Source organism: Luteibacter rhizovicinus DSM 16549 (assembly GCF_001887595.1).
In the GTDB taxonomy this organism is placed as follows: Bacteria; Pseudomonadota; Gammaproteobacteria; order Xanthomonadales; family Rhodanobacteraceae; genus Luteibacter; species Luteibacter rhizovicinus.
The window spans coordinates 3,330,195-3,353,548 of sequence record NZ_CP017480.1; the positions used below are offsets into that span (position 1 = coordinate 3,330,195).

General features: G+C 64.7%; 20 protein-coding genes. 10 read left to right on the forward strand and 10 right to left on the reverse strand.

Annotated features, from left to right (window positions below; all coding sequences use genetic code 11):
• Positions 1-227 precede the first annotated feature (227 nt).
• The 3 genes from BJI69_RS15295 (at position 228) to BJI69_RS15305 (ending at position 2,936) form a co-directional block, all read left to right on the forward strand.
• The gene (locus tag BJI69_RS15295) at positions 228-584 is read left to right on the forward strand and encodes a hypothetical protein (protein WP_125903076.1); all 357 of its coding nucleotides are present in this window, start codon (positions 228-230) and stop codon (positions 582-584) included.
• 129 nt (positions 585-713) lie between these two features.
• Positions 714-1,403 carry a carbonic anhydrase gene (locus BJI69_RS15300; protein ID WP_046967160.1) on the forward strand — a complete coding sequence of 230 codons (690 nt, stop codon included), beginning with the start codon at positions 714-716 and terminating at the stop codon, positions 1,401-1,403.
• 15 nt (positions 1,404-1,418) lie between these two features.
• Positions 1,419-2,936, forward strand: a complete 1,518-nt coding sequence (locus BJI69_RS15305) for a SulP family inorganic anion transporter (protein ID WP_046967161.1) — start codon at positions 1,419-1,421, stop codon at positions 2,934-2,936.
• Between the two features lie 132 nt (positions 2,937-3,068).
• On the opposite strand, the gene nth is transcribed toward BJI69_RS15305, so the two are convergent.
• From nth to BJI69_RS15325, 4 genes are all read right to left on the reverse strand, one after another.
• Complete coding sequence (nth, locus tag BJI69_RS15310) at positions 3,069-3,683, reverse strand: endonuclease III (protein WP_125903195.1); 615 nt, start codon at positions 3,681-3,683, stop codon at positions 3,069-3,071.
• A gap of 20 nt (positions 3,684-3,703) precedes the next feature.
• Positions 3,704-4,312 (reverse strand): RnfABCDGE type electron transport complex subunit B, encoded by a 609-nt coding sequence (locus BJI69_RS15315; protein WP_046967163.1) that lies wholly within the window; start codon positions 4,310-4,312, stop codon positions 3,704-3,706.
• 25 nt (positions 4,313-4,337) lie between these two features.
• The gene (gene metG / locus BJI69_RS15320) at positions 4,338-6,446 is read right to left on the reverse strand and encodes a methionine--tRNA ligase (protein WP_046967164.1); all 2,109 of its coding nucleotides are present in this window, start codon (positions 6,444-6,446) and stop codon (positions 4,338-4,340) included.
• 152 nt (positions 6,447-6,598) lie between these two features.
• Positions 6,599-7,045 (reverse strand): DUF2147 domain-containing protein, encoded by a 447-nt coding sequence (locus BJI69_RS15325; RefSeq protein WP_125903077.1) that lies wholly within the window; start codon positions 7,043-7,045, stop codon positions 6,599-6,601.
• A 162-nt stretch (positions 7,046-7,207) separates the two neighbouring features.
• Between BJI69_RS15325 and apbC the strand changes: the two genes are divergently transcribed.
• The 3 genes from apbC to BJI69_RS15340 all read left to right on the forward strand — a co-directional run bounded on the left by apbC (position 7,208) and on the right by BJI69_RS15340 (position 9,513).
• The gene (gene apbC, locus BJI69_RS15330; RefSeq protein ID WP_046967165.1) at positions 7,208-8,293 is read left to right on the forward strand and encodes an iron-sulfur cluster carrier protein ApbC; all 1,086 of its coding nucleotides are present in this window, start codon (positions 7,208-7,210) and stop codon (positions 8,291-8,293) included.
• A gap of 57 nt (positions 8,294-8,350) precedes the next feature.
• A complete protein-coding gene (gene dcd, locus BJI69_RS15335; RefSeq protein WP_046967166.1) occupies positions 8,351-8,917 on the forward strand; it encodes a dCTP deaminase in 567 nt (188 codons plus the stop codon).
• Between the two features lie 86 nt (positions 8,918-9,003).
• Positions 9,004-9,513, forward strand: a complete 510-nt coding sequence (locus BJI69_RS15340; RefSeq protein WP_046967167.1) for a hypothetical protein — start codon at positions 9,004-9,006, stop codon at positions 9,511-9,513.
• Positions 9,514-9,772: 259 nt separating this feature from the next.
• Here the strand turns inward: BJI69_RS15340 and BJI69_RS15345 are convergent, their stop codons facing one another.
• Both BJI69_RS15345 and BJI69_RS15350 read right to left on the reverse strand, forming a co-directional pair.
• Positions 9,773-10,198 (reverse strand): HIT domain-containing protein, encoded by a 426-nt coding sequence (locus BJI69_RS15345; RefSeq protein WP_046967168.1) that lies wholly within the window; start codon positions 10,196-10,198, stop codon positions 9,773-9,775.
• The gene (locus BJI69_RS15350) at positions 10,195-10,866 is read right to left on the reverse strand and encodes a dienelactone hydrolase family protein (protein WP_046967169.1); all 672 of its coding nucleotides are present in this window, start codon (positions 10,864-10,866) and stop codon (positions 10,195-10,197) included. Before BJI69_RS15350 ends, BJI69_RS15345 begins: the two co-directional genes overlap by 4 nt.
• Before the next feature lie 322 nt (positions 10,867-11,188).
• Here BJI69_RS15350 and BJI69_RS15355 point away from each other — a divergent pair, with 322 nt between their 5' ends.
• The 3 genes from BJI69_RS15355 (at position 11,189) to BJI69_RS15370 (ending at position 15,582) form a co-directional block, all read left to right on the forward strand.
• On the forward strand, positions 11,189-12,733 hold the full coding sequence (locus tag BJI69_RS15355) for a serine hydrolase domain-containing protein (protein WP_046967170.1): 1,545 nt from the start codon (positions 11,189-11,191) through the stop codon (positions 12,731-12,733).
• 705 nt (positions 12,734-13,438) lie between these two features.
• Positions 13,439-14,782 carry a 30S ribosomal protein S12 methylthiotransferase RimO gene (gene rimO / locus BJI69_RS15365; protein ID WP_046967172.1) on the forward strand — a complete coding sequence of 448 codons (1,344 nt, stop codon included), beginning with the start codon at positions 13,439-13,441 and terminating at the stop codon, positions 14,780-14,782.
• Positions 14,783-14,787: 5 nt separating this feature from the next.
• Positions 14,788-15,582 (forward strand): DUF3025 domain-containing protein, encoded by a 795-nt coding sequence (locus BJI69_RS15370; protein ID WP_046967173.1) that lies wholly within the window; start codon positions 14,788-14,790, stop codon positions 15,580-15,582.
• Here BJI69_RS15370 and BJI69_RS15375 read toward each other — a convergent pair.
• On the reverse strand, positions 15,579-16,214 hold the full coding sequence (locus tag BJI69_RS15375) for a response regulator (protein WP_046967174.1): 636 nt from the start codon (positions 16,212-16,214) through the stop codon (positions 15,579-15,581). The two genes, BJI69_RS15370 and BJI69_RS15375, sit on opposite strands and share 4 nt — an antisense overlap.
• Positions 16,215-16,296: 82 nt before the next feature.
• Here BJI69_RS15375 and BJI69_RS15380 point away from each other — a divergent pair, with 82 nt between their 5' ends.
• Positions 16,297-19,851, forward strand: coding sequence for an ATP-binding protein (locus BJI69_RS15380; protein ID WP_078023225.1), 3,555 nt, complete (start codon positions 16,297-16,299; stop codon positions 19,849-19,851).
• Between the two features lie 144 nt (positions 19,852-19,995).
• Here BJI69_RS15380 and greB read toward each other — a convergent pair whose 3' ends face one another.
• Genes greB through BJI69_RS15395 form a run of 3 tightly spaced genes read right to left on the reverse strand, consistent with a single transcriptional unit; the run spans position 19,996 to position 23,266 of the window.
• Entirely contained in the window at positions 19,996-20,496 is a 501-nt protein-coding gene (gene greB / locus BJI69_RS15385) for a transcription elongation factor GreB (RefSeq protein ID WP_046967176.1), read from the reverse strand.
• On the reverse strand, positions 20,493-21,755 hold the full coding sequence (locus BJI69_RS15390; RefSeq protein ID WP_046967177.1) for a hypothetical protein: 1,263 nt from the start codon (positions 21,753-21,755) through the stop codon (positions 20,493-20,495). Before BJI69_RS15390 ends, greB begins: the two co-directional genes overlap by 4 nt.
• Before the next feature lie 2 nt (positions 21,756-21,757).
• Positions 21,758-23,266 carry a helicase HerA-like domain-containing protein gene (locus tag BJI69_RS15395; RefSeq protein ID WP_046967178.1) on the reverse strand — a complete coding sequence of 503 codons (1,509 nt, stop codon included), beginning with the start codon at positions 23,264-23,266 and terminating at the stop codon, positions 21,758-21,760.
• Positions 23,267-23,354 lie beyond the last annotated feature (88 nt).

Consider the following 23,354-nt stretch of genomic DNA (forward strand, 5'->3'; position numbering starts at 1 on the left):
TTTTTCGGCGGCCGGTCAATCCGACTGCACTCCTGGATTGCGAAACGTCTCAGTCCTCGATTCGCATCTGGACGGCCAAATGCTGAACCGATATAGCCACGCCGAGGTTGGAGAATCGCGGCCAATGCGTTGGTGCCCAACGGATTGCGCGCAGCCATAGCGTAAAGTCTGAATTTGCTGCGCCGCCGCACTTGCGATTGTCACAATGCCTCGCGTAGTTTCGGCCCATGGCAACGTCCTCGACATTTCTATTGCGCCGCTTCGCGACCACGTTCTTCGTGTTCATCGCGTTGTTCGTCGCATGCATGGGTGTCCAGGCCTTGCCGTATGACGGCGACACAGGCCACGAGCCGGTCGCTGAGTACGTGGTGGCACCAGTCACCGATGACGGTTCCTCGTCGACCGACGACGGCGAGCTGCCCTCGATCGAAGACAACAGCGGCGGCCTCGACGATACCTTCGATGTGCCCATCGAGCACGCGTTGACCGTGCCGCGCCTTGCCGTCGGTGGCCATGGACACGTGGCGCCGGCCCCGCACGCGCACCATCCCAGCCTCGACCTGCGCCCGCCCATCGGCGCCTGATCGAAGCTTGCGTGCGCGTCCGCGCACGCCCTGTAGCACCCAACCCCCTATCCCCGCGTGCCGACATGTGTCGGGCGCCAGCGAGCGTGCGCGCTCGCTCCCCATCCTCGCCAAAGAGAGAGCATCGCCATGGAACGTCTCATCCAGGGTTTCGAAGAATTTCGTCGTGACATGACCTCGGAGCACCGCGAACTGTTCGCGCGCCTTGCTTCCGGCCAGACGCCACACACCATGTTCATTACCTGCGCGGACTCGCGCATCATGCCGGAGCTGATGTTCAACGCGCAGCCGGGCGATCTGTTCGTCTACCGCAACGTCGGCAATATCGTTCCCCCGTATGCCCAGCACGTCAGCGGTGTCGTCGCCGCCATCGAGTACGCGGTCACCGCGCTCAACGTGCAGCACATCGTCATCTGTGGCCATTCCGACTGCGGCGCGATGAAGGCCTTGCAGAACCCGGCCGCGCTCAAGGGCAAGCCGTCCGTCGAGCAGTGGCTGAAACACGCCGATGTCGCTCGCTATGTGGTCGAGAAGAACCGCCCGACCATTCATGGTGCGGAAGGCCTGCGTTACCTCACCGAAGAGAACGTGGTCGGCCAACTGGAAAACATGCGCACCTTGCCCGCTGTCGCCGCCGCGATGGCTAACGGCAGCCTGCGCATCCACGGCTGGATCTACGATATCGCGAACACGGAGATCACCGCCTTCGACCCGCTCGAAGGACGCTTCCGTCCGCTGGATTCGAGGGACGCCAACGTGCCCGATGCCACCCCGCATGCACGTTTCTCGACGCCGCTGCCGATCGCGTCCGCCGCTTAAACCAGGAAGCTCTTCATGCGCGCTTATTTTTCCCAGGGCCTCTTTGGCCGCGACCTCCTAGGATCGGTGGTCGTCTTTCTTGTCGCTCTGCCGCTGTGCATGGGTATCGCCATCGCGTCGGGCATGCCGCCCAGCGCCGGGCTGATCTCCGGCATTGTCGGTGGTCTCATCGTGGGTGCCATCGCCGGCTCGCCGCTGCAGGTCAGCGGGCCGGCAGCGGGTCTTGCGGTCCTGGTGTTCGAATTGGTGCGCGAGCACGGCGTGGCCGCCCTCGGTCCCGTCGTGCTGCTGGCCGGCCTGATCCAGCTTGTCGCCGGCCTGTGTCGGGTGGGCGTGTGGTTCCGCATGACGTCGCCGGCCGTCGTAGCCGGCATGTTGTCCGGCATCGGCATCCTCATCGTCGCCTCGCAGTCGCACGTGTTGCTCGATGCCATACCCAAGGCGCGTGGCCTGGAAAACTTCGCCGCACTCCCCGCGGCGGCCTGGGAATCGGTGACGGGCGCTGCCGAGGGGCAGGCACCGGCGGCCCTGATGATCGGTATCGCAACGATTGCCATCATGTTGTTCTGGGAGAAACTGCGGCCTGCGAAGCTGCGCTTCGTGCCGGGTGCGTTGCTCGCTGTCGTGGCGATGACGGCCGCGGCGCAGTTCGGCGGTTTCGACGTCAAGCGCGTCGACGTGCCGGCCAACCTGTTCGCGGCGATCAGCCTGCCGAGCATGGGTAGTCTGTTCGGTCTGTTCGATTCCTCGCTGCTGGTTGCCGCGGTCACCTTTGCTTTCATCGCCAGTGCGGAGACCCTGCTCTCGGCGGCGGCGGTGGATCGCATGCACAACGGCGTTCGCACCAACTACGACCGCGAACTGACCGCCCAGGGCGTCGGCAACATGATCTGCGGCTTCCTCGGTGCGTTGCCGATGACCGGCGTGATCGTGCGCAGCGCGGCCAATGTCCAGGCTGGCTCGGCGACGCGTATGGCGTCGGTGATGCACGGCGCGTGGTTGCTGGCTTTCGTCATGCTGCTTCCGTGGCTCATGCGGATGACACCGGTGTCGTGCCTCGCAGGTATCCTCGTCTTCACCGGTGTAAAGATGGTCAATCCGAAACAGATCAAGGATCTGGCGGCTTACGGCAAGGGCACCGCGGCGGTGTACGTGGCGACCACGGTGGCCATCGTCGCCACCGATCTACTCACCGGTGTGATCGTTGGCTTTGGTCTGTCGTTGTTCCGCCTCGCCTTGCTGTCGTCGAAGATGCGCATGGACGTGGAACACCATGACGAGCCGGGCAAGGCCACGTTGCACATGGAAGGTTCGGCGACGTTCCTGAAAGTACCGAGCATGGCGCGTACGCTTGCCACGGTACCGCCGAATACGCGCTTGAGCGTGGTGATGGATCGCCTGCACCACGTGGATCAGGCATCGCTCGAGTTGCTGCGCGAGTGGGGCCAGAACGCATCCAAGCGTGGCTGCGAACTCATCGTCGACTGGAAGGAGCTGGGCCGGCGCGTGGAGGGTTCCCGTCAGGCGGCCTGACGCTAGTTGTTGCAGAACCCGCTTCTCACGGTGGGAGTCGCTTCAGCGGCGATGGGTGCTCGCGGCAGGCTGGCCCGCTGCCGCGGGATCGCCGATAAATCGGCTCCCACAATGGTGGCAACAAAACCGGCTTCAGGCCGGTTTCGTTTTTTGCTTGTACGCGCACAGGTCGATGATCGCGCAGTTCGGGCATTCCGGCTTACGTGCCTTGCAGACGTAACGCCCGTGCAGGATGAGCCAATGGTGCGCGTCCTGGATGAATTCCTTGGGGATCACTTTCTCGAGCTTGTCTTCCACTTTGCGGACGTCGGCACCCGGCGCCAGGCCGGTGCGGTTGGCGACGCGAAAGATATGCGTGTCGACGGCGATGGTCGGCTGGCCGAAGGCGGTGTTGAGCACGACGTTGGCCGTCTTCCGGCCCACGCCGGGCAGCTCTTCGAGGGCTTCCCGGGTCGTCGGGACCTCACCGTCGTAGCGGTCGACCAGGATCTGACTCATGGCGATCAGGTTCTTCGCCTTGTTGTTATAGAGCCCGATCGTGCTGATGTAGGTCTTGAGCTTGTCGAGGCCCAGGTCGAGGATCTTCTGTGCGGTGTTGGCCACCGGAAACAGCTTGCGCGTGGCTTTGTTCACCCCGACGTCCGTGGCCTGAGCCGAAAGTGCGACGGCGGACAGGAGTTCGAACGGCGTCGTGTATTCGAGTTCGGTTTTCGGATGCGGATTCAGCTCGCGGAGACGACGGAACATCTCGACGATATCGGCCTTCTTCACGGGCTATCCTTTTTACGTGCTTTGGCGCGTGCGAGGGCTTCGAGGACGGCGTTGCGCGCTGTCGGTGCCGCGACGTCGCTCTTGCTCATCGCGAGTTGCTCATCGCGCCGGGCGAGCTCGCGTTGTAGCCGTGCTTCACGTCGCACGAAGCGAATGCGTGCGGCGTCCGCGTGGCCGCGGTCGTCGGCCTGCGCCAGTGGCATGGGATCCAGCGCGATGCAGTCGACGGGGCAGGCCGGAACGCAAAGCTCACAGCCTGTACAAAGATCGCTGATCACCGCATGCATCAGCTTCGCCGCACCGACGATCGCGTCGACCGGGCAGGCCTGGATGCACTTGGTACATCCAATGCAGTCCGCCTCGACCACACGTGCCAGGGTGCGCGGCTTTTCCACGCCGCGTGACGTATCCAGCGGGATAACGGGGCGGTCGAGCAGGGCGGCGAGGCGTGCGATGCCAAGGCTGCCACCCGGCGGGCAACGATCGATATCCGCCTCGCCTGCAGCCATGGCGTCCGCGTAGGGACGGCAGCCATGGAAACCGCACTGCTCGCATTGGGTTTGCGGCAGCAGTGCGTCGATCCGGTCGGCGAGCGTTGGCGTCATGGCTGGCGCGTTGCCGAGCGTCGGGTCAGCGGACGGTGGCGCCCGGCGTCGCGCCCTGGTCGGCGTCGAGCAGGAACAGGTCGGCGCCGCCATCACCCGCGGAAAGAATCATGCCTTCCGACAGGCCGAAGCGCATTTTGCGCGGGGCGAGGTTGGCGATGAAGACGACGTTGCGACCCAGGAGCTTTTCCGGCTCGCCATAGGCGGCACGGATACCCGAGAAGATCTGGCGCTTGCCCAGCGGGCCGCCGTCGAGCTCGAAACGCAGCAGCTTGTCGGAGCCTTCGACGAACTCGCAGGCCAGCACCTTGCCGATGCGCAGGTCGAGCTTGGCGAAGTCGTCGATCGAAATGGTGGCGGCCGTATCGGCGGCGGGAGCGATGTCGGTCATGGGCGGAGAGGCTTCTTTGGATTTGAACGGTTTCTTGGCGGCCGGCGCGTTGGCCCTGGCCTGTTCGGCCGGCGTCAACGACTCCTTCGACCCCTCGACCATGGCTTCGATCTTTTTCGGATCGAGGCGGCCGAACAGCGGCGAGAAGGCGTTGACGGTGTGCCCATGCAGCTCGCGACGCGCGTCGGCGAAGTCGCTGACGGGTGCGCCGAGGAAGGCTTCGGCGGCGGCGACGGTCGTCGGCAGGATCGGCTTGAGCATGCCGGAGAGCAGGCGGAAGGCGTTGATCGCAAACGAGCAGACCTGCTGCAGTTCGTCGCGGCGCGCGTCGTCCCTGGCGATGACCCAGGGTGCTTTCGCAGCGATATAGCCATTCACGGCATCGGACATGGCGACGAAGCGACGCGAGACTTCGGCGAAGTCGTCCGCTTCGTAGACCCCTTCGATGCCGTCGTACTGGGCGAGCAGGTCGCGCCAGATGGCCTGGGCCTCGTCGTCGAAACGATCGGCCAGTTTGCCGGCGAAATAGGTGTGCAGGAATCCCGCGGTACGGCTGGCGATGTTCGCCCACTTGCCGACGAGGTGCGAGTTGACACGCTCCTCGAAGGACTTCAGATCGAGGTCGACATCGACCGGCGTGGCGCTGAGCATCGTGGCGAAGTAGTAGCGCAGCGCTTCCGGATCCAGGCCCGACGCAAGGTAGGTGCGTGCCTGGATGAAGGTGCCGCGCGACTTTGACATCTTCGCGCCGTTGACGGTCAGGTAACCGTTGACGTGCAGCGCCGTCGGCACGCGCATCTGCGCGCCATGCAACATCGCCGGCCAGAACAGGCCGTGGAAGTTGATGATGTCCTTACCGATGAAATGGTGCATCTCGGTCGTACTGTCGGTACCGAGGAAGTCGTCGAAGCGCAGGTCGGTGCGCTCGCACAACGCCTTGAACGAGGCGAGGTAACCCACCGGCGCATCGAGCCATACGTAAAAGAACTTGCCCGGCGCATCCGGAATCGGGAAGCCGAAGTAGGGTGCGTCGCGGGAGATGTCCCAATCGCGCAAACCGCCGTCGAGCCACTCGGCGAGCTTTGCGGAAACGCTGCTGTGAGCCACGGGCTTGCCGCCGGTGAGCTTGCCGGCGAACCAGTCGCGCAGCAGCTGCTCGAACTTCCCCAGTTCGAAGAAGTAGTGCTCGGAGTCGCGCAGGATCGGCGTCGCGCCCGACATCACCGAATACGGGTTGATCAGGTCGGTCGGCGCATAGGTGGCGCCGCAGTTCTCGCAGTTGTCGCCGTACTGGTCGGGCGTGCCACAGTTCGGGCAGGTGCCCTTGATGTAGCGGTCCGGCAGGAACATGTCGCGCTCGGGATCGTACAGCTGCTGGATATCGCGACGGGCGATGTAGCCGGCGTCGCGCAAGCGCGTGTAGATCGAGGTCGCGAGTTCACGATTCTCGGGCGAGTGCGTGGTGTGGTACTGGTCGTAGCTGAAGTGGAAGTCGGTGAAGTCCGCTTCGTGACCCGCGCGGATTGCCGCGATGTAGTCCTCGGGGCTCTTACCGACCTTCTCGGCGGCCAGCATGATCGGCGTGCCGTGCGCATCTTCGCCAGCGACGTACCAGACCTCGTTACCCTGCATTCGCTGCGCGCGCGCCCAGATGTCGGCCTGGATATAGCCGAGCATGTGGCCCAGATGCAGCGGGCCATTAGCGTAGGGGAGGGCGTTGGTGACGAGTATGCGGCGGGCCATGATTCGCGCGGTCGGCTGATGGACCGGGGATTATGGCACGGGCAGGTGCCTGCCTTTGTAGGAGCCCATTCATCGGCGATTGGCCTTCCGGCGTCTCCGCTCCGTTGGCTTTTCGCCGATGAATCGGCTCCTACATAAAGCATGCGGTGCTGTTACTCGGCCCGGACCCATTCCTGGCTGCGGCCGAGCAGCGAGAAGCCGATGTAGCCGTGGACGTCGAGCTTGTTGCCGCCGTCGACCAGCTTCAGCGTGACCTTGTAGATCTTGCCCTTGGCCGGATCGAGGATCTGGCCGCCCGACCACTCGCCGTCGTCCTTCTTCAGGCCCCACATGATGGTCATGCCTTCGATGGGCTTGTTCTTGCGCTCGCCATCGCATTCGGAGCAGACCGGGTGCGGGCCGTGGTCGGACTTGAGCACCTGGAGCACCTTGCCCTCGAGCAGGCCACCGTTCTCGGTGATCTCCACGATGGACTTCACTTCGTGGGTCTTGTCGTCGATGGTCTTCCACTTGCCGACCGGTGTGTCGGTGGCGGCCAGGGCGGGGAGGGCGCTCGCGGCGAAGGCGAGGGCGAAGGTGGCGCGGATCAGCGGCTTCATGTCTTGCGGAACTCCCCATACGGTCAGGTATGGCCGGAGCCTGACGAGGAGTATCGCGGTCGTCAAGCTGCATCGCGCCAGACGGCCGCGTCGAGAGGCGTCCGGCGGGGGCGGGCAGGCACTGGCATAATGGGCGATCTTCGATTTTGCCCAAATCTCCCCATGACCCAGCCCACCGAAACCCTCGTACGCGGTCTGCTCGACCGTGTCATCGACCCTCATTCCGGGCAGGCGCTCGGCGCTTCCATCCGCGCCGTCGGCGTGGACGGTAGCCGGGTGTCGGTCGACATCCAGCTCGGCTACCCGGCGGTGGGCTACGTCGAGCAGGCCGCGGCCGAGGCGAAAGCCGCTCTGGAAGCGGATCAGGCCATCGATGCGGCCGCCGTCTCGGTGACCTGGCGCGTCCATGCCCACAAGGTCCAGGGCCAGCTGGCTCCCCTGCCGGGCGTCAAGAACATCATCGCCGTGGCCTCGGGCAAGGGTGGCGTCGGCAAGTCCACCGTCTCGGTGAACCTCGCCCTGGCCCTGGTCGCCGAGGGTGCCACCGTCGGCATCCTCGACGCCGACATCTACGGTCCCAGCCAGCCGCGCATGCTCGGGCTGACGGGCAAGCCGAGCTCGCCGGATGGCAAGAGCATCGTGCCGATGCGCGCACACGGCCTGCAGGCCATGTCGATCGGCGTGCTGATCGAGGAAGACACGCCGATGATCTGGCGCGGTCCGATGGTCACCCAGGCGCTGATGCAACTGCTGACCGACACGCGCTGGGAGGAACTCGACTACCTCATCATCGACTTGCCGCCCGGTACGGGTGACATCCAGCTGACGCTGTCGCAGAAGGTGCCCGTCTCCGGTGCGGTCATCGTCACCACGCCGCAGGACATCGCCCTGCTCGATGCCCGCAAGGCGCTTGGCATGTTCCGCAAGGTCGAGGTGCCGGTGCTGGGCGTGGTCGAGAACATGGCCACGCACATCTGCTCGAACTGCGGTCACGAGGAGCACATCTTCGGTCAGGGCGGCGGTGCGCGCATGGCGGCCGAGGCCGGCATCGCTTACCTGGGCGACCTGCCGCTGGATATCCGCATCCGCCAGCAGTCGGACGACGGCAAGCCGACCGTGGCCGCCATTCCCGATTCCGACCTGGCTGCCCGCTACCGGGCCATCGCCCGTTCGACGGCCGCCCGGCTGTCGCTGCAGGCGCGTAACAAGGCCATTTCCTTCCCCAAGATCGTCATCCAGAACACGTAAGTAGCGCGTTCGACGGCGTTCCTATACCTTTCCGGCTCCAGCGAGGGAGATCATTAAGTGAGCATCAAGTCCGACAAGTGGATTCGCCGCATGGCTGCGGAGCACGGCATGATCGAGCCGTTCGCGCCAGGCCAGGTCAAGGAGCGCGACGGCCACCGTCTGGTGTCCTACGGCACCTCGAGCTACGGCTACGACGTCCGCTGCGCCGACGAGTTCAAGGTGTTCACGAACATCAACTCGACCATCGTCGACCCGAAGGCATTCGACGAGCGCAGTTTCGTCGACGTGAAGTCCGATGTCTGCATCATCCCGCCGAATTCCTTCGCCCTGGCCCGCACGGTTGAGTACTTCCGTATCCCGCGCCAGGTGCTGACGATCTGCCTGGGCAAGAGCACGTATGCCCGCTGCGGCATCATCGTCAACGTGACGCCGCTCGAGCCGGAGTGGGAAGGTCATGTGACGCTGGAGTTCTCGAACACCACGCCGTTGCCGGCCAAGATCTACGCCAACGAAGGTGTCGCCCAGATGCTTTTCCTCGAGTCCGACGAGGAATGCGAAGTTTCTTACGCTGACCGCGGCGGCAAGTACCAGGGACAGCGCGGCGTCACCCTGCCGACCACCTGAACAACGCTTCACGTCGCAGACGCGCCCGACACGGGGGCGAGCTAAACTCGCCCTTTCAACGCCTGACTGATTCCACGGAGACACGCATGATCCGAGTTCCCACCCTGATGGCTCGCGCCGCCGCGGCGATTCTTCTCGCCAGCATGCTCGTGCTTGCCGGCTGCCACAGTGGCGTCTCGAAGACCGACCACATCGCCACGACTCAGGGTCAGTTCGACTACACCATCAAGGCGTACAAGAGCGGCCAGTTCGTCGTCGACGGCGCCGTGCTCTCGGCCGCCGACACCGGCAGCCACTTCGCCTACCTGAAAGACCAGGGCAAGCTGCCGAAGACCGTCCTCGTGCTGCCCAGCGACGACTCGAAGATCCGCGACAACCACCTCGGTTTCATGGCTCGCATGGCGCTGGATTACGGCTTTGCCGTGTACTACGACAAGAAGGGCGAGCTGGTTCGCCTGAACGCCGTCGAGGCCGATGCCCGTCAGCTGGAAGACACCCCGCAGAAGGGCACGCTGCCCGACCGCATGCAGGGTAAGGAAGCCTCCAGCAGCCCGTACGACACGCAGAACGGCGCCGGCGGCCAGCCTCAGCGCTAATCGCCTGCCTGCACGGCAACGAGCCCTGCTTGCGACCGCTCTTCGCGGTTCGCAGCAGGGCTCGCTTCTTTTGTAGCAGCTGATTTATCTGTAAGAGCCGATTTATCTGCGGGAGCCCACTTATCTGTGGGAGCCCACTTATCTGTGGGAGCCGATTTATCTGTGGGAGCCGATTTATCTGTGGGAGCCGATTTATCGGCGATAGGCCTCACAGCTTCTCCGCTCCGTTGGCTTTTCGCCGATGAATCGGCTCCCACAGTTACGGTGGGGTGCTCAGGCCCAGCTCTTGCCGAACCGCCTCGGCGATGCGCTCCGCCTCGCCTCCGGCATAAGCCTCAGCTTTACCGAACCCCCATACCGGCCCCGGCCACGCGGCATCGCCCTCACGGCGGGCCACGACGTGCACGTGCAGCTGGCGCACGATATTGCCCAGCGCTCCGATATTGAGCTTGTCGCATGGCCCGGCTGCCCGAAGGGCCTGGCCGGCCAAGTCGACCTCCCGCCACAGCGCTGCCCGCTCGTCGTCGCCCAGGTCGGACACCTCGACCAGCCCAACCCGACGCGGCACCAGCACGAGCCAGGCGTAGCGGCTATCGCGCATGAGCAGCACGCGACTGAGGGGCAGGTCGCCGACGACCAGGGTGTCGCCGGCCAGTCGGGCGTCGAGTTCGAACGCGGCGCTCACGCCAGTTCGCGGGCGAAGAACGACAGCGTGCGCTCCCAGGCCAGTTTGGCGCTGGGTTCGTCGTAGCTGGCGCGCACGTCGCAATTGAAGCCGTGGTCGGCCGGATACACCCAGGTATCCATCTCGGGCTTCAGGTCGCGATGCTTTTCCACCATTTCCGGCGGGATCGAATGGTCGCGTTCGCCGAAATGAAAGATGACATTGGCCTTGGCCGGCTCGGTCAGGAAGGGCAGGTTGCGCGAGCCGTAGTAGCTGGAAGAGGGCAGGCCGAGGCGCAGCGCAGCCAGCGCGGCCACGGTGCCGCCCCAGCAGTAACCGACCGTACCCACTTTGACCTTGTACTGGTCGGCAATGAGCGCCGCCGCGATGCCCACGTCCTGCATCGGGCGGAGCAGGCCCAGCTCCCCGATGTATTTCACGCCCTTCTGCATGCCGTCCTGGTCGTAGCCCAGTTCCACGCCCTTCTGCACCGGGTCGAACAGGGCGGGGGCGATGGCGACATAGCCCTCGGCGGCGAAGCGGTCGGCCACGCTGCGGATGTGGGCATTGACCCCGAAGATCTCCTGGATCACGACGACACCGCCCTTGGGCTTGCCCTCGGGCTCGGCCAGGTAGGCGTCCATGCTCTCGTGGGGGCGGGAGGTATCGAGGATTAGCGTGCGGCCCATGGGGTGGGTCTCCGTCGGCAGTGAGAAAGGGATCCCAAGCGTAACCGGCTTTCCCATCCCCGGTACCCACGGCAATGTCCCAGGACGCTCCTGAAGTCGGCTTCGTCAGCCTCGGCTGACCCTGGGCTACCTATACGGCGCCGCCTGCCACACGCATTTCCAGAAGCGATTCGAAGTCGACATCGCCCTTTGCCAGGCAGAGGGCGATGAGCGAAGCTGCACACCTGTCATGTCCGCTTTCGACCCAAGGCGGCATGGCGCAGAGGGTAGCCACCTGTCGGCGCGCCGCGCCGGCGTTCATGGATGACTGGAGAATTGCCACATGTCGATCACGTTTGTGCAGCGTCAGACACCTCGCTTCTTCGGGAAACTGGCGGTGCTTACGCTCGTTGCTTTTTCGATTCCGCTGGTTTCGGCTACTGAGTCAGGTACCGATAATTCTTCGTGGGAAAACAACCTTCGCCCCGCGATCGTCGAGGTCGGCCGGCCCGTTCCGCACTGGTCGCTTCACGACCGGATGGCGTACTACCACATCCCCGGCGTTGCCGTCGCGGTGCTGCGCAATGGCAAGGTTTGGCAGGCGAAGGGGTACGGGCTTCGGGAAGCTGGCACGAATGACAAAGTCGACGGCGATACGCTGTTTTCGGCCGGCTCGATCAGCAAGGTAGCGACGGCCGTCATGATCCTGCGCATGGTGCAGGCAGGGAAGCTGGACCTTGACCGCAACGTCGATACCTACCTGACGAGCTGGCATGTCCCGGTTACCAAGGACATGCTCCATCCCGACGTCACCCTGCGCATGCTGATGTCGCACACCTCCGGGTTCAATGTGGGCGGCTTTCCCGATTTCCTGCCTCAGGAGCAAGTGCCGACCTTGCTGCAAACGCTGGATGGTCTGCCGCCTGCCAAGCACCATGCCGTTCGACTTATCCACCCACCGGGCTCGCGCTACGCCTATTCCGGCGGGGGCATCGAGGTGGAGCAACAGTTGCTCGAAGACGTGACCCATACTGATTTTGCTACGTCAGCCCGCACCTGGCTGCTCGATCCGCTGCACATGCAGCGAAGCACGTTTGAGAGTCCGCTGTCTGCCTCACGCGGCAATATCGCCAAGGCCCACGATGAACAAGGCCGGCTCATCGCGTTGCCGCGCGGGTGGCAGACGTTTCCCGAGCAGGCCGCTTCGGGGTTGTGGACGAGCGCGAGCGAGCTCGGTGACATGGTCGCCACGTTGATCGAAAGCTATCGGGGACGTAACGAATTCCTGTCGCGCACCCTTGCCACGCAAATGATGAGCGCCGTATCGCCCAGTCCCCAGGGGCTTGGCCCGGAACTACTGGGATCGGGTAACGGACGGGTGTTCTTCCACAGCGGCTCCAACGACAACTACCGCGCCTGGATGGAGGGCTATCTCGAGACGGGCGACGGCTTCGTGATCCTGACCAATAGCCCGAACGGTGCCCGTTTGCGCCTGGAAATCAGGCATGCGTTGTCCGACATGATCGGTCAGGGAGTCGATCCCGTGTTGCATGCGGTCGCACTCGATCCTGCCGACGCTTCCTATGCGGACTACCAGGGCACGTATCGCCTGGACGACAGTGTTCCCATGGATGTGCGCGGCCGGCTCGCCGATGATTTTGATACCAATTCGTTCCAAATTACGATGTCCCACGGCAAGGCATCGATGCGAGTGCCGGGCGACGCTGATGTGCACCAGCTGGAGGCCCTGTCGCCCACACGCTTCGTCGATCCGGGGTCCGACTCCATGCCTCTTATGCAGCTTGAGTTTCATCGCGACGCAGTTGGAAAGGTCCGGGCCGTTAGTGTGGAAAGCGGCGATTATCGTGCCTACTATCGGCGCCAGTAGGATGAGCGAAGCTGCGTACCTTTAATGTCCGCTTTCGACCCGAAGCTGACCTTATGATCGTGCGGGCAAACGGCTACATCGGGGGAGCCAGATGGCAAAGCTAACGTGGGCGGACATCTTTGTTGATGCCTCCGCTTTGAATGGGCCGGCATTGTTCGGACAATGGCCTGGTACCGTCCAAGGTAGGGTCGCTCTCATGGTGCCTCCGCTTTCGGTGACCTGTTCTTCCATCGCCCGGATGGAAGTGTTCACCGCTTGGACGTCCTGGAAGGCGGGGTGGGCCAAGTGGCCGCCACGTTCGATGAATTTTCCAGGTGTATGAACACCCCCGAATGGCAACAGAGAAACCTCCTTGTCGATGGCGTCGCGCTATTGGTTGAGCGAGGGGTGTCTCGTGGAAGCGCTCAGTTTTACGGGTTTGCGCCTCACCCTTCGTTGACTGGCAAGATTGATTGGCAGCGCGTGATGGCACTAGACGCCGTGGTTTGGCATTCGATTTGCGCGCAGGTTCTTGACGGGAATGCTTAGGTCCGCTTCCGACCCATGGCAGACCTTGCGTTGTAGATGTCTCAGCCAGCGCGCCTTCTGTGAAATTCGCCCGGACGCGGCCACATCCGGTTTTCCAGACGGCAGAGTGTTCAGCAGGGTAAAATCCCCGGTTTCGTCAGCCAGGGCTCATATGCCCAAGCGAACATCGGTGGTTTTGTGAAAAACGCAGTAAATTCAACGACTAGTCGTGAGTCATCGCCGAAGGTGGGGTTTGTCTCGCTTGGCTGCCCGAAAGCGCTCGTCGACTCCGAACGTATCCTCACCCAGCTCAAGGTCGAGGGCTACGAGATCGTCCCGAGCTACGGCGAGGCCGATGCCGTGGTGGTGAACACCTGCGGCTTCATCGACTCCGCCGTGCAGGAATCGCTCGACGCGATCGGCGAAGCGCTGCATGAGAACGGCAAGGTGATCGTCACCGGCTGCCTCGGCAAGCGTTCGGAACTGATCCGCGAAAGCTATCCGGACGTGCTCTCGATCAGCGGCCCGCAGGACTACGCCAGCGTGATGAGTGCGGTGCATCAGGCCATCCCGCCGACGCGCAACAAGTTCCTCGACCTGGTGCCCGACATCGGCGTGAAGCTGACGCCGAAGCACTACGCGTACCTGAAGATTTCCGAAGGCTGCAATCACCGTTGCAGCTTCTGCATCATCCCGTCGATGCGCGGCGACCTCGTCAGCCGTCCGGTCGACCAGGTGCTGATGGAAGCGGAGAAGCTGGCCAAGGGTGGCGTGAAGGAGCTGCTGGTGATCTCGCAGGACACCAGCGCCTACGGCGTGGATGTCCGTTACGCCGAGCGCGAATGGCGCGGCAAGTCGTATCGCACGCGCATGACCGAACTCTGCGAAGGTCTCTCGGAACTCGGCATCTGGACGCGACTGCACTACGTCTACCCGTATCCGCACGTCGACGAGATCATGCCGCTGATGGCCGACGGCAAGATTCTTCCGTACCTCGATATTCCCTTCCAGCACGCCAGCCCGCGCATCCTCAAGCTGATGAAGCGCCCGGGCAATGTCGACAAGACGCTGGAGCGCATCCAGAACTGGCGCCGCCAGGTGCCGGATCTGACCATCCGCAGCACCTTCATCGTCGGTTTCCCCGGCGAGACGGATGCGGAATTCCAGGAACTGCTCGGCTTCCTTCGCGAAGCCGAACTCGATCGCGTCGGTGCGTTCGCCTATTCGCCGGTCGACGGTGCGAAGGCCAACGATCTCCCCGGCCAGATCGACGAGGAGCTGAAGGAAGACCGCCTCGAGCAGTTCATGGCGGTGCAGGCGGAGATCTCGGCCGCCAAGCTGCAGCGCAAGGTCGGCAGCACGATCAAGGTGCTGATCGATGAAATCGATGCCGATGGCGCGTGGGGCCGCTCCAGTGCCGATGCGCCGGAAATCGACGGTGCCGTGCGCATCGACGATGGCCAGATGCTCAAGCCGGGTCAGTTCGTCGACGTGCTGGTGGAAGAAGCCGACGCGCACGACCTCTACGGTCGTCTGGCCTAAGTTCCATGCGGTACGTGGCGCCCACGCGTGAGACGCTCGAGCGGAGCGTTCTCGTGTCGCCGCCCCTGTCCCATTGGGGCGAGTTCAGTGCGTTGATCGACGGGTCGGACTGGCCCGCGATCGACGCCCTGAATGCCTTGCTGCCCGATACCTCGGACGTCCGTTTCCTCACGCAGGATGCCGCGCTCCTCGCCGATGGCCTGCATTACGAGGAGCGCATTGCGCGCCATGGCGTCATCGCCACTCGCAGTGAAAACTGGCACGACTTGTTCAATGCCTTCGTCTGGCTACGCCATGGCGCGCTCAAGCGCGCGCTGAATGCGCGGCAGATGGCGGAAATCGCCGTGATGGGACCGCGACAGCGTTCGCGCGCGCAGTGCGCGTTGACGCATTTCGACGAGGCGGGAATGATCGTAACCCTGCAGGACCCGGCCATGCTCGCGGCGTGGGACGTACACGACTGGCACACGCTGTTCTGGACGCACAGGGACGCGTGGCGCGACGGACGGGCGCACGTCGCGATCTTTGGACACGCACTTCTCGAGCACGCGCTCGTGCCCGAGAAGCTGCTGGTCGGCAAGGCCCTGGTGGTGATGGGGGAGTGCGATGCGCGCGCTGTGTGTGCGCGTGCGATCGCCGATGCGTCCGTGTTGAACGATCCTCAGGAACTGCGTCCTCTCCCGGTATCGGGCGTGCCGGGATGGCACGCCGGAACCGACGAGGAAGCGTTCTACACGACGGCACCTTGTTTCCAGCCGCTGCGTGCGGGCCGGACCTACCCGGCGCCGCTAACGGCCTAGATCAGGCCGTGGTCGCGTACGTGCTCGCCCAGCAGGCTGTCGTGATCCACGCCGAGCTTGCGCATCGCATCGCGCTTCTGCCGGCTGATGGTCTTCACCGATTTGCCTTCCTGATCGGCGATCTGCTGCAACGACATGCCGTTGACGAACATGCGGATCACTTCGATCTCGCGTGGCGACAGCGGGGTGCCGGGCATCGCCACCGAGGTTTCGTCGGCCTCGTTGAGGATGTCGAGCAGGGTTTCGCTGAGATAGGTTTCCCCGTCATGGACGGCACGCGCGGCCGTGGCGAGCTCATCCATCGGAGCGCGCTTGTCGATGATGCCGCGGGCACCGCGGCCGAGCATGGACTGCAGCGCCGCCGGTCGGTTGATCATCGTCAGCACGACGAGGGCGACGTGGGGATACGTCCTGGTGATCGTCTCGAGCAGGAGGAATCCGTCGTCCTGCCGATCGCTCGGCATGAGAAAATCCGTAATGACGACGTCGCATTCTTTCTCTGCGAGCAGGGTCAACAGCTCGTCCGCTGCCTTGGCTGCACCGACGACTTCGATGTGCGCATTCTCCAGCGCAAGCCGTCCGCCCACCAGAACCAGCGGGTGATCGTCTGCCAGAATGACCTTGAGTGGCATGCCTTGTGTTCTCCTGTTGGCGTGTCAACGCGGCGTATAGAGCCGATTATGCCTTTGAAGTTCCCCTGACGAAGCCTCCGACGTGATTCGACGAATCCTCCTGTTAATACTGGTTGTGCTCTCAGGCCCGGCCTCGGCCCTGCCTGACACGCCGCTGCCGCGCGAAGACCGCGAGTGGCTGCGCCACCATCCGGTGCTCACCGTGGGCGCGTATCGCGAGGGCTACCCGCCGTTCGACGAGCTGCGTGAGGGTGAACTCGAGGGTCTGGGGCCGGATTACCTGCGCGAGATCGCCGGTGAGCTCGGGGTGACCCTGCAGACCCGCACCTACGCCACCTGGCCGGAATTGCTCAAGGCACTCGCGCGTGGCGACATCGACGTCGCGACCTCGGTCACGCCCCTTGAGAAGGGCATGCCCGGCATCCGCGTGGGCGCCACCTACTTCGAATCGCTGCCGGCCCTGGTCGAGCGCATCGACGTACCGATCATCCACCGCCCTGGCGAGCTGAGCGGCAAACGCCTTGCGGTCCACGCCGGCTATTTCGACGTCGGCGCGCTGCGTCGCGAACTGCCTGAGACGACCCTGGTGGAGACCGGGTCGACGGCGGAGGCGCTCGCCCTGGTCCGCTCCGGCGACGTTGCCGCCTATATCGATAACCCCTATTCGGCTCGCGAGTTCGTGGCTCGACTTGGTCTGGAGAGCGAATTGCGCGTGGGCGGCCCCCTCGCGCTGCCGATCAGCGCGCTGGCGTTCGCGGTGCCAGCCGACCGCGCACCCCTGGGGGATGCCATCGACCACGCCCTGGGTGAGCTCACCGCGGCCGACCATGGGCGCCTGCGCGCGCGATGGGTAGGACGCGATATCGCGCCGCGACCGCGCCAGGACGGTATCCCGCTCAGCGAACGCGAGAAGGCCTGGCTGGCGGCGTTGCCGCCGCTGCGGCTCGGTGTCGATCCCAGCTATGCGCCTTTCAGCCTGATCACGGGGCAAGGTGAGGCGGAAGGTCTCTCGCTCGATTACGTACGCGAGATCGCCGCGGAGCTCGGTATTCGGATCACCCAGGTGCCCAGCGAGAACTGGGCGGGTACGGTGGACCGGGTAAAGAAGGGCGAGGTGGACCTCGTTGCGGCGATCAACCCGCAGAGCGCGACATTTCCCGTCCTCGAAGCGAGCGTGCCCTATCTCGACTTCCCGATCATGATCGTCACCCGCGAGGGCGCGCCAACCATTGCCGGCCGTGACGACCTCACTGGCAAGCGCGTCATCGCGAACATGACGCGTGAACCGATCCGGCGCCTGCTCGGACGCATTCCCAACGTGCAGGCTATTCCCGTGGACACCGAGGCCGAGGGCTTGCGCAGGCTGGCCGCGGGGGAGGGCGACGCGTTCGTAGGCAATCTGGCCTCCGTCGACTACCTGATTCGCGAGAGCTTCCTCGGTCAGCTGAAAGTCGCTGCCCCGACGGGGGATTCGGAAGCGATCGCGATCGGCGTTCGCCGCGAACTGGCGCCACTACTTCCCCTGGTCAACCGCGTGCTGGTGAACCTCTCCACGCATCGCCAACAGGAGATCCGCAATACCTGGTTCGCCTCGCATTACGTCGTCGGCCCGACATGGCGCGAAGTGGCCGGTCGCGTGCTGCCCTTCGTCGCGGTGCTGCTGTTCTCGCTGATCGCGATCAGCTACGCCTACCTCAACCTGCGCCGCGAGACACGCCGTCGCGAGCGCACCGAACGGCGCCTCGCCGAAGTCACGGCCCACGTGCCGGCTGTCGTCTATGAGGCCGTGCGCGGAACGGATGGCAGCTATGCGATGACCTACGTCGGTGGCGACCCCCAGCGCGTGCTGGGCATGGAGCCGGCCGAAGTGCTCGGCGGCGGCGAAGCGATGCTCGCGCCCGTGCCGCCCGAGGATCGCGAAGCCCTCCGCGCCGCTTTCGAGCGCTCGGCGCGCGAGCTGAATCCGCTGCATATCACCGTTCGCGCCCAGATCAGCGGCCGCGTGCGCTACCTCAGTTCGGATGCGGTGCCCTTGGCCGCGGCCGACGGTACCGTGCGCTGGAATGGTTACTGGGTGGACGTGACCGCGCAGGAACAGGCGGCGCGTGGCCTGGCACGTGCCCGCGACGAGGCGGAAGCGGCGACGCGTGCGAAAAGCGATTTCCTCGCCACGATCAGTCATGAGATCCGCACGCCGATGAACGGCGTGATCGGCTTGCTCGACGTGCTGGAACGCACGCGGCTGGATGCGGAGCAGCGCACGATGGTTTCCACCATCGAACACTCGGCGGAGGCGTTGTTGCACATCCTCGATGATGTGCTCGATTTTTCGAAGATCGAAGCGGGGCACCTGACCTTCGATCCCCAACCATCCGATCCGCGCAGCATCGTCGACGGCGCCGTGGCTATCCTCGCCTCGCAGGCGGAAGCGAAGGGGTTGGCCATGCATACGCGCTTCGACGAGGCCCTCGCGCCGTGCGTCCTGGTCGACGACGGGCGGCTGCGCCAGGTGTTGCTCAACGTCATCGGCAATGCCATCAAGTTCACCGCGACCGGTGAGATCGACGTGGCGGTGCGCGTCGACGAAACGCTCGCCTCGCGGCAACGACTGCGTTTCGTCATTGCCGATACGGGTATCGGCATCCACGCCGCCAAGCTACGTCACGTGTTCGCGCCCTTCAGCCAGGCGGAATCCTCGACCACGCGGCGCTTTGGCGGTACCGGTCTCGGCCTGAGCATCTCGCGGCGTCTGATCGAACGCATGGGCGGCCACATTGCCATCGACAGCGAGCCAGGGCAGGGCACGACGGTGACCGTGACGCTGGACCTTCCGGTGGCGGAGATGCCGGAGGCGCCGGTCGACATGCGGGCGGATTCACCCTTGCCGGTGCGCCCGTTGCGACCTGACGCGCGCATCCTGCTGGCCGAGGACCATCCGGTGAACCAGGCTCTCGTGCGCGTGCAGTTGGGCTTGCGCGGTTACGAGTGCGACGTGGTCGAAGACGGCGTGGCGGCGATGGAGGCGCTCGAAGCGCAGCCTTACGATCTGCTTCTCGTCGACTGCCACATGCCGCGCATGGACGGCTATGCGGTGGCGCGAGAAGTGCGTCGTCGCGAGGCCGGTACGGGAACGCATCTTGCCATCGTCGCGATGACGGCGGATGCGCGGGCGGACCAGCGCGAGCTTTGCCTGGCGGCTGGCATGGACGATCTGCTACGCAAGCCGATCCGGCTCGAAGCGTTTCACGCCATGGTCGCGCACTGGCTTGAGGAGGGCGTTGTGGTCGAGCCCACGATCGACATGGCGCGTCTTCGCCGTGCGTTCGGCTCGGACAACAACGTTGCCAGCGTGATTCGTGCGGGCGTGGAGGCGACGCGGGAGGCCCTGGGCCGTCTTGCGCCGGTGATCGAGCGGGCCGATCGCGAGGAGGTCGCCGGGTGGATCCATCACGTACTCGGTGGCGTGAATGTCTTCGGCACCTCGCCCGTGGCGGAGAAAGGTGAACGCATGGAGCTGGCGCTGCGGGAGGGCGGCGATGTCGATCGCGCGGCCGTCGAGGCGTTTGCGCGCGACGTGTCGCAGTTTACCGCCGGCCTGGAGCACCTCGTCTCCCGGCTGCACTCATCGCCGGCATAGCCGGCTCCCACAGCGGGGCCATCACTTCATGGCCGCCATCGCCCCTCTGTGGGAGCCGATTCATCGGCGAATGGGTGCTTGCGGCATCCCTGCCCGCTGCCGCGGGATCGCCGATGAATCGGCTCCTACCGGGGTGAGGGGGCGTCAGCTGTACTCGACGGACACCACGGCAAAGCGCGTGCGCCCGCCTGGCAAATCCGCCTCGAATTCATCGTCGACGCGCTTTTTCAGGACCGCCCGCGCCATGGGCGAATCGATGCTGATCCATCCCTTGCGTGCATCGGTCTCGTCGGGGCCGACGATGCGGTAACGCACGGTTTCGCCCGTTTCGACGTTCTCGATTTCCATCGTGGCGCCGAAGAAGACGGCGTCGCGCTGGGATACGACGGCCTCGACCACCTGCAGCACGGGAATACGCTTGCTCAGGTAGCGCGCGCGACGGTCGATCTCACCGAGCTGCTTCTTGCGATAGGTGTATTCGGCGTTCTCGGACCGGTCGCCCTCCGCGGCGGCGGCGGCCAGCGCCTTGACGACCTCCGGCCGCACCGTATGCCACAGATGATCGAGCTCGCTCTTCAGGCGCTCGAAGCCTTCGCGCGTGATGATCGCGGTCGACGACGGTGCGGGTGGACGCCAGCGACTCATGGCGACACCTTGCGTGTCGTCGCCAACGATGCGAGCAGGGCCTCGATGTCACCGCGTAGTGGATGGTCGGGATAGGCGGCCAGGAGTCGCCGGCCGAGCGCTGCCGCTTCGGCGGGTTCTCGCTGGCGCTCGTGCATGCGCAGGGCGAGCAGGCCGTAGTGTGGCGCGCCCATGTCGCCGGGCCAGGCACGCAGGTAGCCGAGGGCGAGGTGCAGGGCCAGCCGGGTCATGCCGCCGTGCGCCGCGGTATCGGCAAGGGGCCCGCAGGTGATCGTGGCATCGGGAAGGAAGGCGGGATCGACGTCGACGCAGTCCTGCACGACGCCGAGCGCGCGCCGTTCTTCCTTGGCCTGGACCAGTGCGGCGATCCAGATTTGGCCATGCACGAGCAGCTCGGGAAGGCGGCCTTGCACCCGCAACAGTTCGCGATAACGCGTGTGCATGGCGACCGCTGCGAGGCCTTCGCGCAGTCGCTCGGTGAGGATGTCGGTGGCGCCTGGAATGTCGTCGCGGGCGATCAGGTTTACATGGCCGAGCAGGGCGACATCATCGTCCGGGTTCGCAGCTTCGGCGATGACTTCGGATTCGGGTTGGTAGCCGAGGGATTCGTGTCGATGGTGGATCAGTGCGCCCATCAGGTGGAAAGTGTAGATCGTCAGGTAGTTGGCGACGACATAGAACGCCGCTGTGCCGAGGAAGGTCGGGCCGCGACCCAGGAGGGCGTATATCGCGCCGGCCTGGAGGAGGGCCGCGCCCGTCACGATGGCGAAAAGCAGCAGGTAGTCACCGCCCAGCCGGGCGACGACGGTGATCCAGGTGAGTGGGTTGAGTGCCGCCTCCACGCCGTCGAAGGTCAACGACATCGTCATGATCGGTAGCACGAAGGCGAACAGCAGCAAGACCAGCAAACCCGGCGTGCCGAAGTAAAGCGTCGCAAGCAAGGCAAATGCGTTGCCGGCGAGCTGGATGACGATCAGCGCTACGCTCGTGCGGTCTTCCGTGTTGACGGCCATTTCGGGCGGATCGGCGAAGCCGTCCGCGCTGTGGCGCAGGCACTCGATTGCATAGGTGTAGAGCGCGATCCAGCTGAGGAACAGCACGAGGACGCGAACGAGCGAGATGGGCACGATCGTCAGCAGCTGGAATGCAGCGACGGCGAGGATCGTTATCAGTGCGGCGCCACGCAGCGGATAGCGCACCCCGATGAGGATGCGCTGGGTGAACGACGTGGTGGCATCGGCAAGCGCATGCTGCGGCATGGTCAGCGCTTTCCGCCGAAGATGCTGCCGAGGATGCCGCGCACGATCTGCTGGCCCGCGCGCGAGCCCGCCGTACGCACCATGGATTTGGCCATGGTCTCGATCATGCCCTGTCGACGTCTGGTGCCGAATACGGCGTCGCGAACGGCGCCACTCCACCCGGCATCGGCCGGTGCATCGTCGTTTTTCCCCTCCGCGGATCGTGTTGTCGGCGCGTCCTGCGCACTCTTCTCCGACGCACGCACCGCGAGTTTTTCCTCGGCCGACTCGCGGTTCACCGTGGTGTCGTATTTGGCGCCCACCGGTGAGCGCGAACGCACGGCCCCACGTTCCTCGATCGTGATCGCACCGATGCGGCACACCGGCGTTGCCACGAGGATCTTCTGCACGGGCGAGGGCACGCCGCCGTCGCCGAGCGTCGAGGCCAGCGCTTCGCCGGTGCCCAGTGTGCCGATGGTCTCCACGACGTCGAGCTTCGGATTGCGCGCGAACGTCTCCGCTGCGGCCTTGACCGCTTTCTGGTCGCGCGGCGTGAAAGCGCGCAGGGCATGCTGCACGCGATTGCCGAGCTGGCCGAGGATCTCGCCGGGAACGTCGTCCGGATTCTGCGAACAGAAGTACACGCCCACGCCCTTCGAGCGGATGAGCCGGACGACTTGCTCCACGCGCTGGCGAAGCGCCGCCGGGGCGTCATCGAAGAGCAGGTGGGCCTCGTCGAAGAAGAAGACCATCTTCGGTACATCCAGATCGCCGACCTCGGGCAACTGCTCGAACAGTTCCGAGAGCAGCCAGAGCAGGAAGGTGGAATAAAGGCGCGGCTTCATGATCAGTGTTTCGGCGGCCAGCACGCTGATGACACCGCGACCGCTCATGTCCTGGCGCATCAGGTCGGCCAGTTCCAGTGCTGGCTCACCGAAGAAGGCGTCAGCGCCGTCCTGCTCCAGCCGGAGCAGGGAGCGCTGGATCGCGGCCACGCTTTGCGCGCTGATCAGGCCGTAGCGCGAGGAGATGTCCTTGGCATGGTCGGCGGCGAAGCCGAGCATGGCGCGCAGGTCGGCGAGGTCGAGCAGGAGCAGCCCTTCATCGTCGGCGACGCGGAAGACCACTTCGAGCACGCCTTCCTGGGTGTCGTTGAGCTCCAGGATGCGTGAAAGCAGGGTCGGGCCCATTTCCGACACCGTGGCGCGGACGGGATGGCCGAGCTTGCCGTAGATGTCCCAGAAGACGACCGGGTTGGCCTGGGGCTTCCAGTCGGTCAGGCCCAGCTTCGCCAGTCGGGCGGTGAGCTTGTCGGACGGCGCACCCGCCGCGTGTGACAACCCCGCCAGGTCGCCCTTGGCGTCGGCAAGGAAGCAGGGCACGCCAAGCCGGGAGAAGCCTTCCGCCAACAGCATCAGCGACACGGACTTGCCCGTACCGGTGGCGCCGGCAATCATGCCGTGCCGGTTGCCGTAGCGGGAATCCAGTTCGACGGTGGCCTCGTCGTTACGGCCGATCAGGATGTTGGGCATGGCTTCGTCCTTAAGAATGTCCTGAACAAGTTTACGCAACAGCGCGCCGTTACGGAGAATTTCGCATTCCGGCGCTTGAGTCGGGAGG

What these genes read in the sequence shown, in the direction of transcription:
- BJI69_RS15295 (WP_125903076.1), top strand. Translation starts at nt 228, where the DNA reads ATGGCAACGTCCTCGACATTTCTATTGCGCCGCTTCGCGACCACGTTC.
- BJI69_RS15300 (WP_046967160.1), top strand. Translation starts at nt 714, where the DNA reads ATGGAACGTCTCATCCAGGGTTTCGAAGAATTTCGTCGTGACATGACC.
- BJI69_RS15305 (WP_046967161.1), top strand. Translation starts at nt 1,419, where the DNA reads ATGCGCGCTTATTTTTCCCAGGGCCTCTTTGGCCGCGACCTCCTAGGA.
- nth (WP_125903195.1), bottom strand. Translation starts at nt 3,683, where the DNA reads ATGTTCCGTCGTCTCCGCGAGCTGAATCCGCATCCGAAAACCGAACTC.
- BJI69_RS15315 (WP_046967163.1), bottom strand. Translation starts at nt 4,312, where the DNA reads ATGACGCCAACGCTCGCCGACCGGATCGACGCACTGCTGCCGCAAACC.
- metG (WP_046967164.1), bottom strand. Translation starts at nt 6,446, where the DNA reads ATGGCCCGCCGCATACTCGTCACCAACGCCCTCCCCTACGCTAATGGC.
- BJI69_RS15325 (WP_125903077.1), bottom strand. Translation starts at nt 7,045, where the DNA reads ATGAAGCCGCTGATCCGCGCCACCTTCGCCCTCGCCTTCGCCGCGAGC.
- apbC (WP_046967165.1), top strand. Translation starts at nt 7,208, where the DNA reads ATGACCCAGCCCACCGAAACCCTCGTACGCGGTCTGCTCGACCGTGTC.
- BJI69_RS15340 (WP_046967167.1), top strand. Translation starts at nt 9,004, where the DNA reads ATGATCCGAGTTCCCACCCTGATGGCTCGCGCCGCCGCGGCGATTCTT.
- BJI69_RS15350 (WP_046967169.1), bottom strand. Translation starts at nt 10,866, where the DNA reads ATGGGCCGCACGCTAATCCTCGATACCTCCCGCCCCCACGAGAGCATG.
- BJI69_RS15355 (WP_046967170.1), top strand. Translation starts at nt 11,189, where the DNA reads ATGTCGATCACGTTTGTGCAGCGTCAGACACCTCGCTTCTTCGGGAAA.
- BJI69_RS15370 (WP_046967173.1), top strand. Translation starts at nt 14,788, where the DNA reads ATGCGGTACGTGGCGCCCACGCGTGAGACGCTCGAGCGGAGCGTTCTC.
- BJI69_RS15375 (WP_046967174.1), bottom strand. Translation starts at nt 16,214, where the DNA reads ATGCCACTCAAGGTCATTCTGGCAGACGATCACCCGCTGGTTCTGGTG.
- greB (WP_046967176.1), bottom strand. Translation starts at nt 20,496, where the DNA reads ATGAGTCGCTGGCGTCCACCCGCACCGTCGTCGACCGCGATCATCACG.
- BJI69_RS15390 (WP_046967177.1), bottom strand. Translation starts at nt 21,755, where the DNA reads ATGCCGCAGCATGCGCTTGCCGATGCCACCACGTCGTTCACCCAGCGC.
- BJI69_RS15395 (WP_046967178.1), bottom strand. Translation starts at nt 23,266, where the DNA reads ATGCCCAACATCCTGATCGGCCGTAACGACGAGGCCACCGTCGAACTG.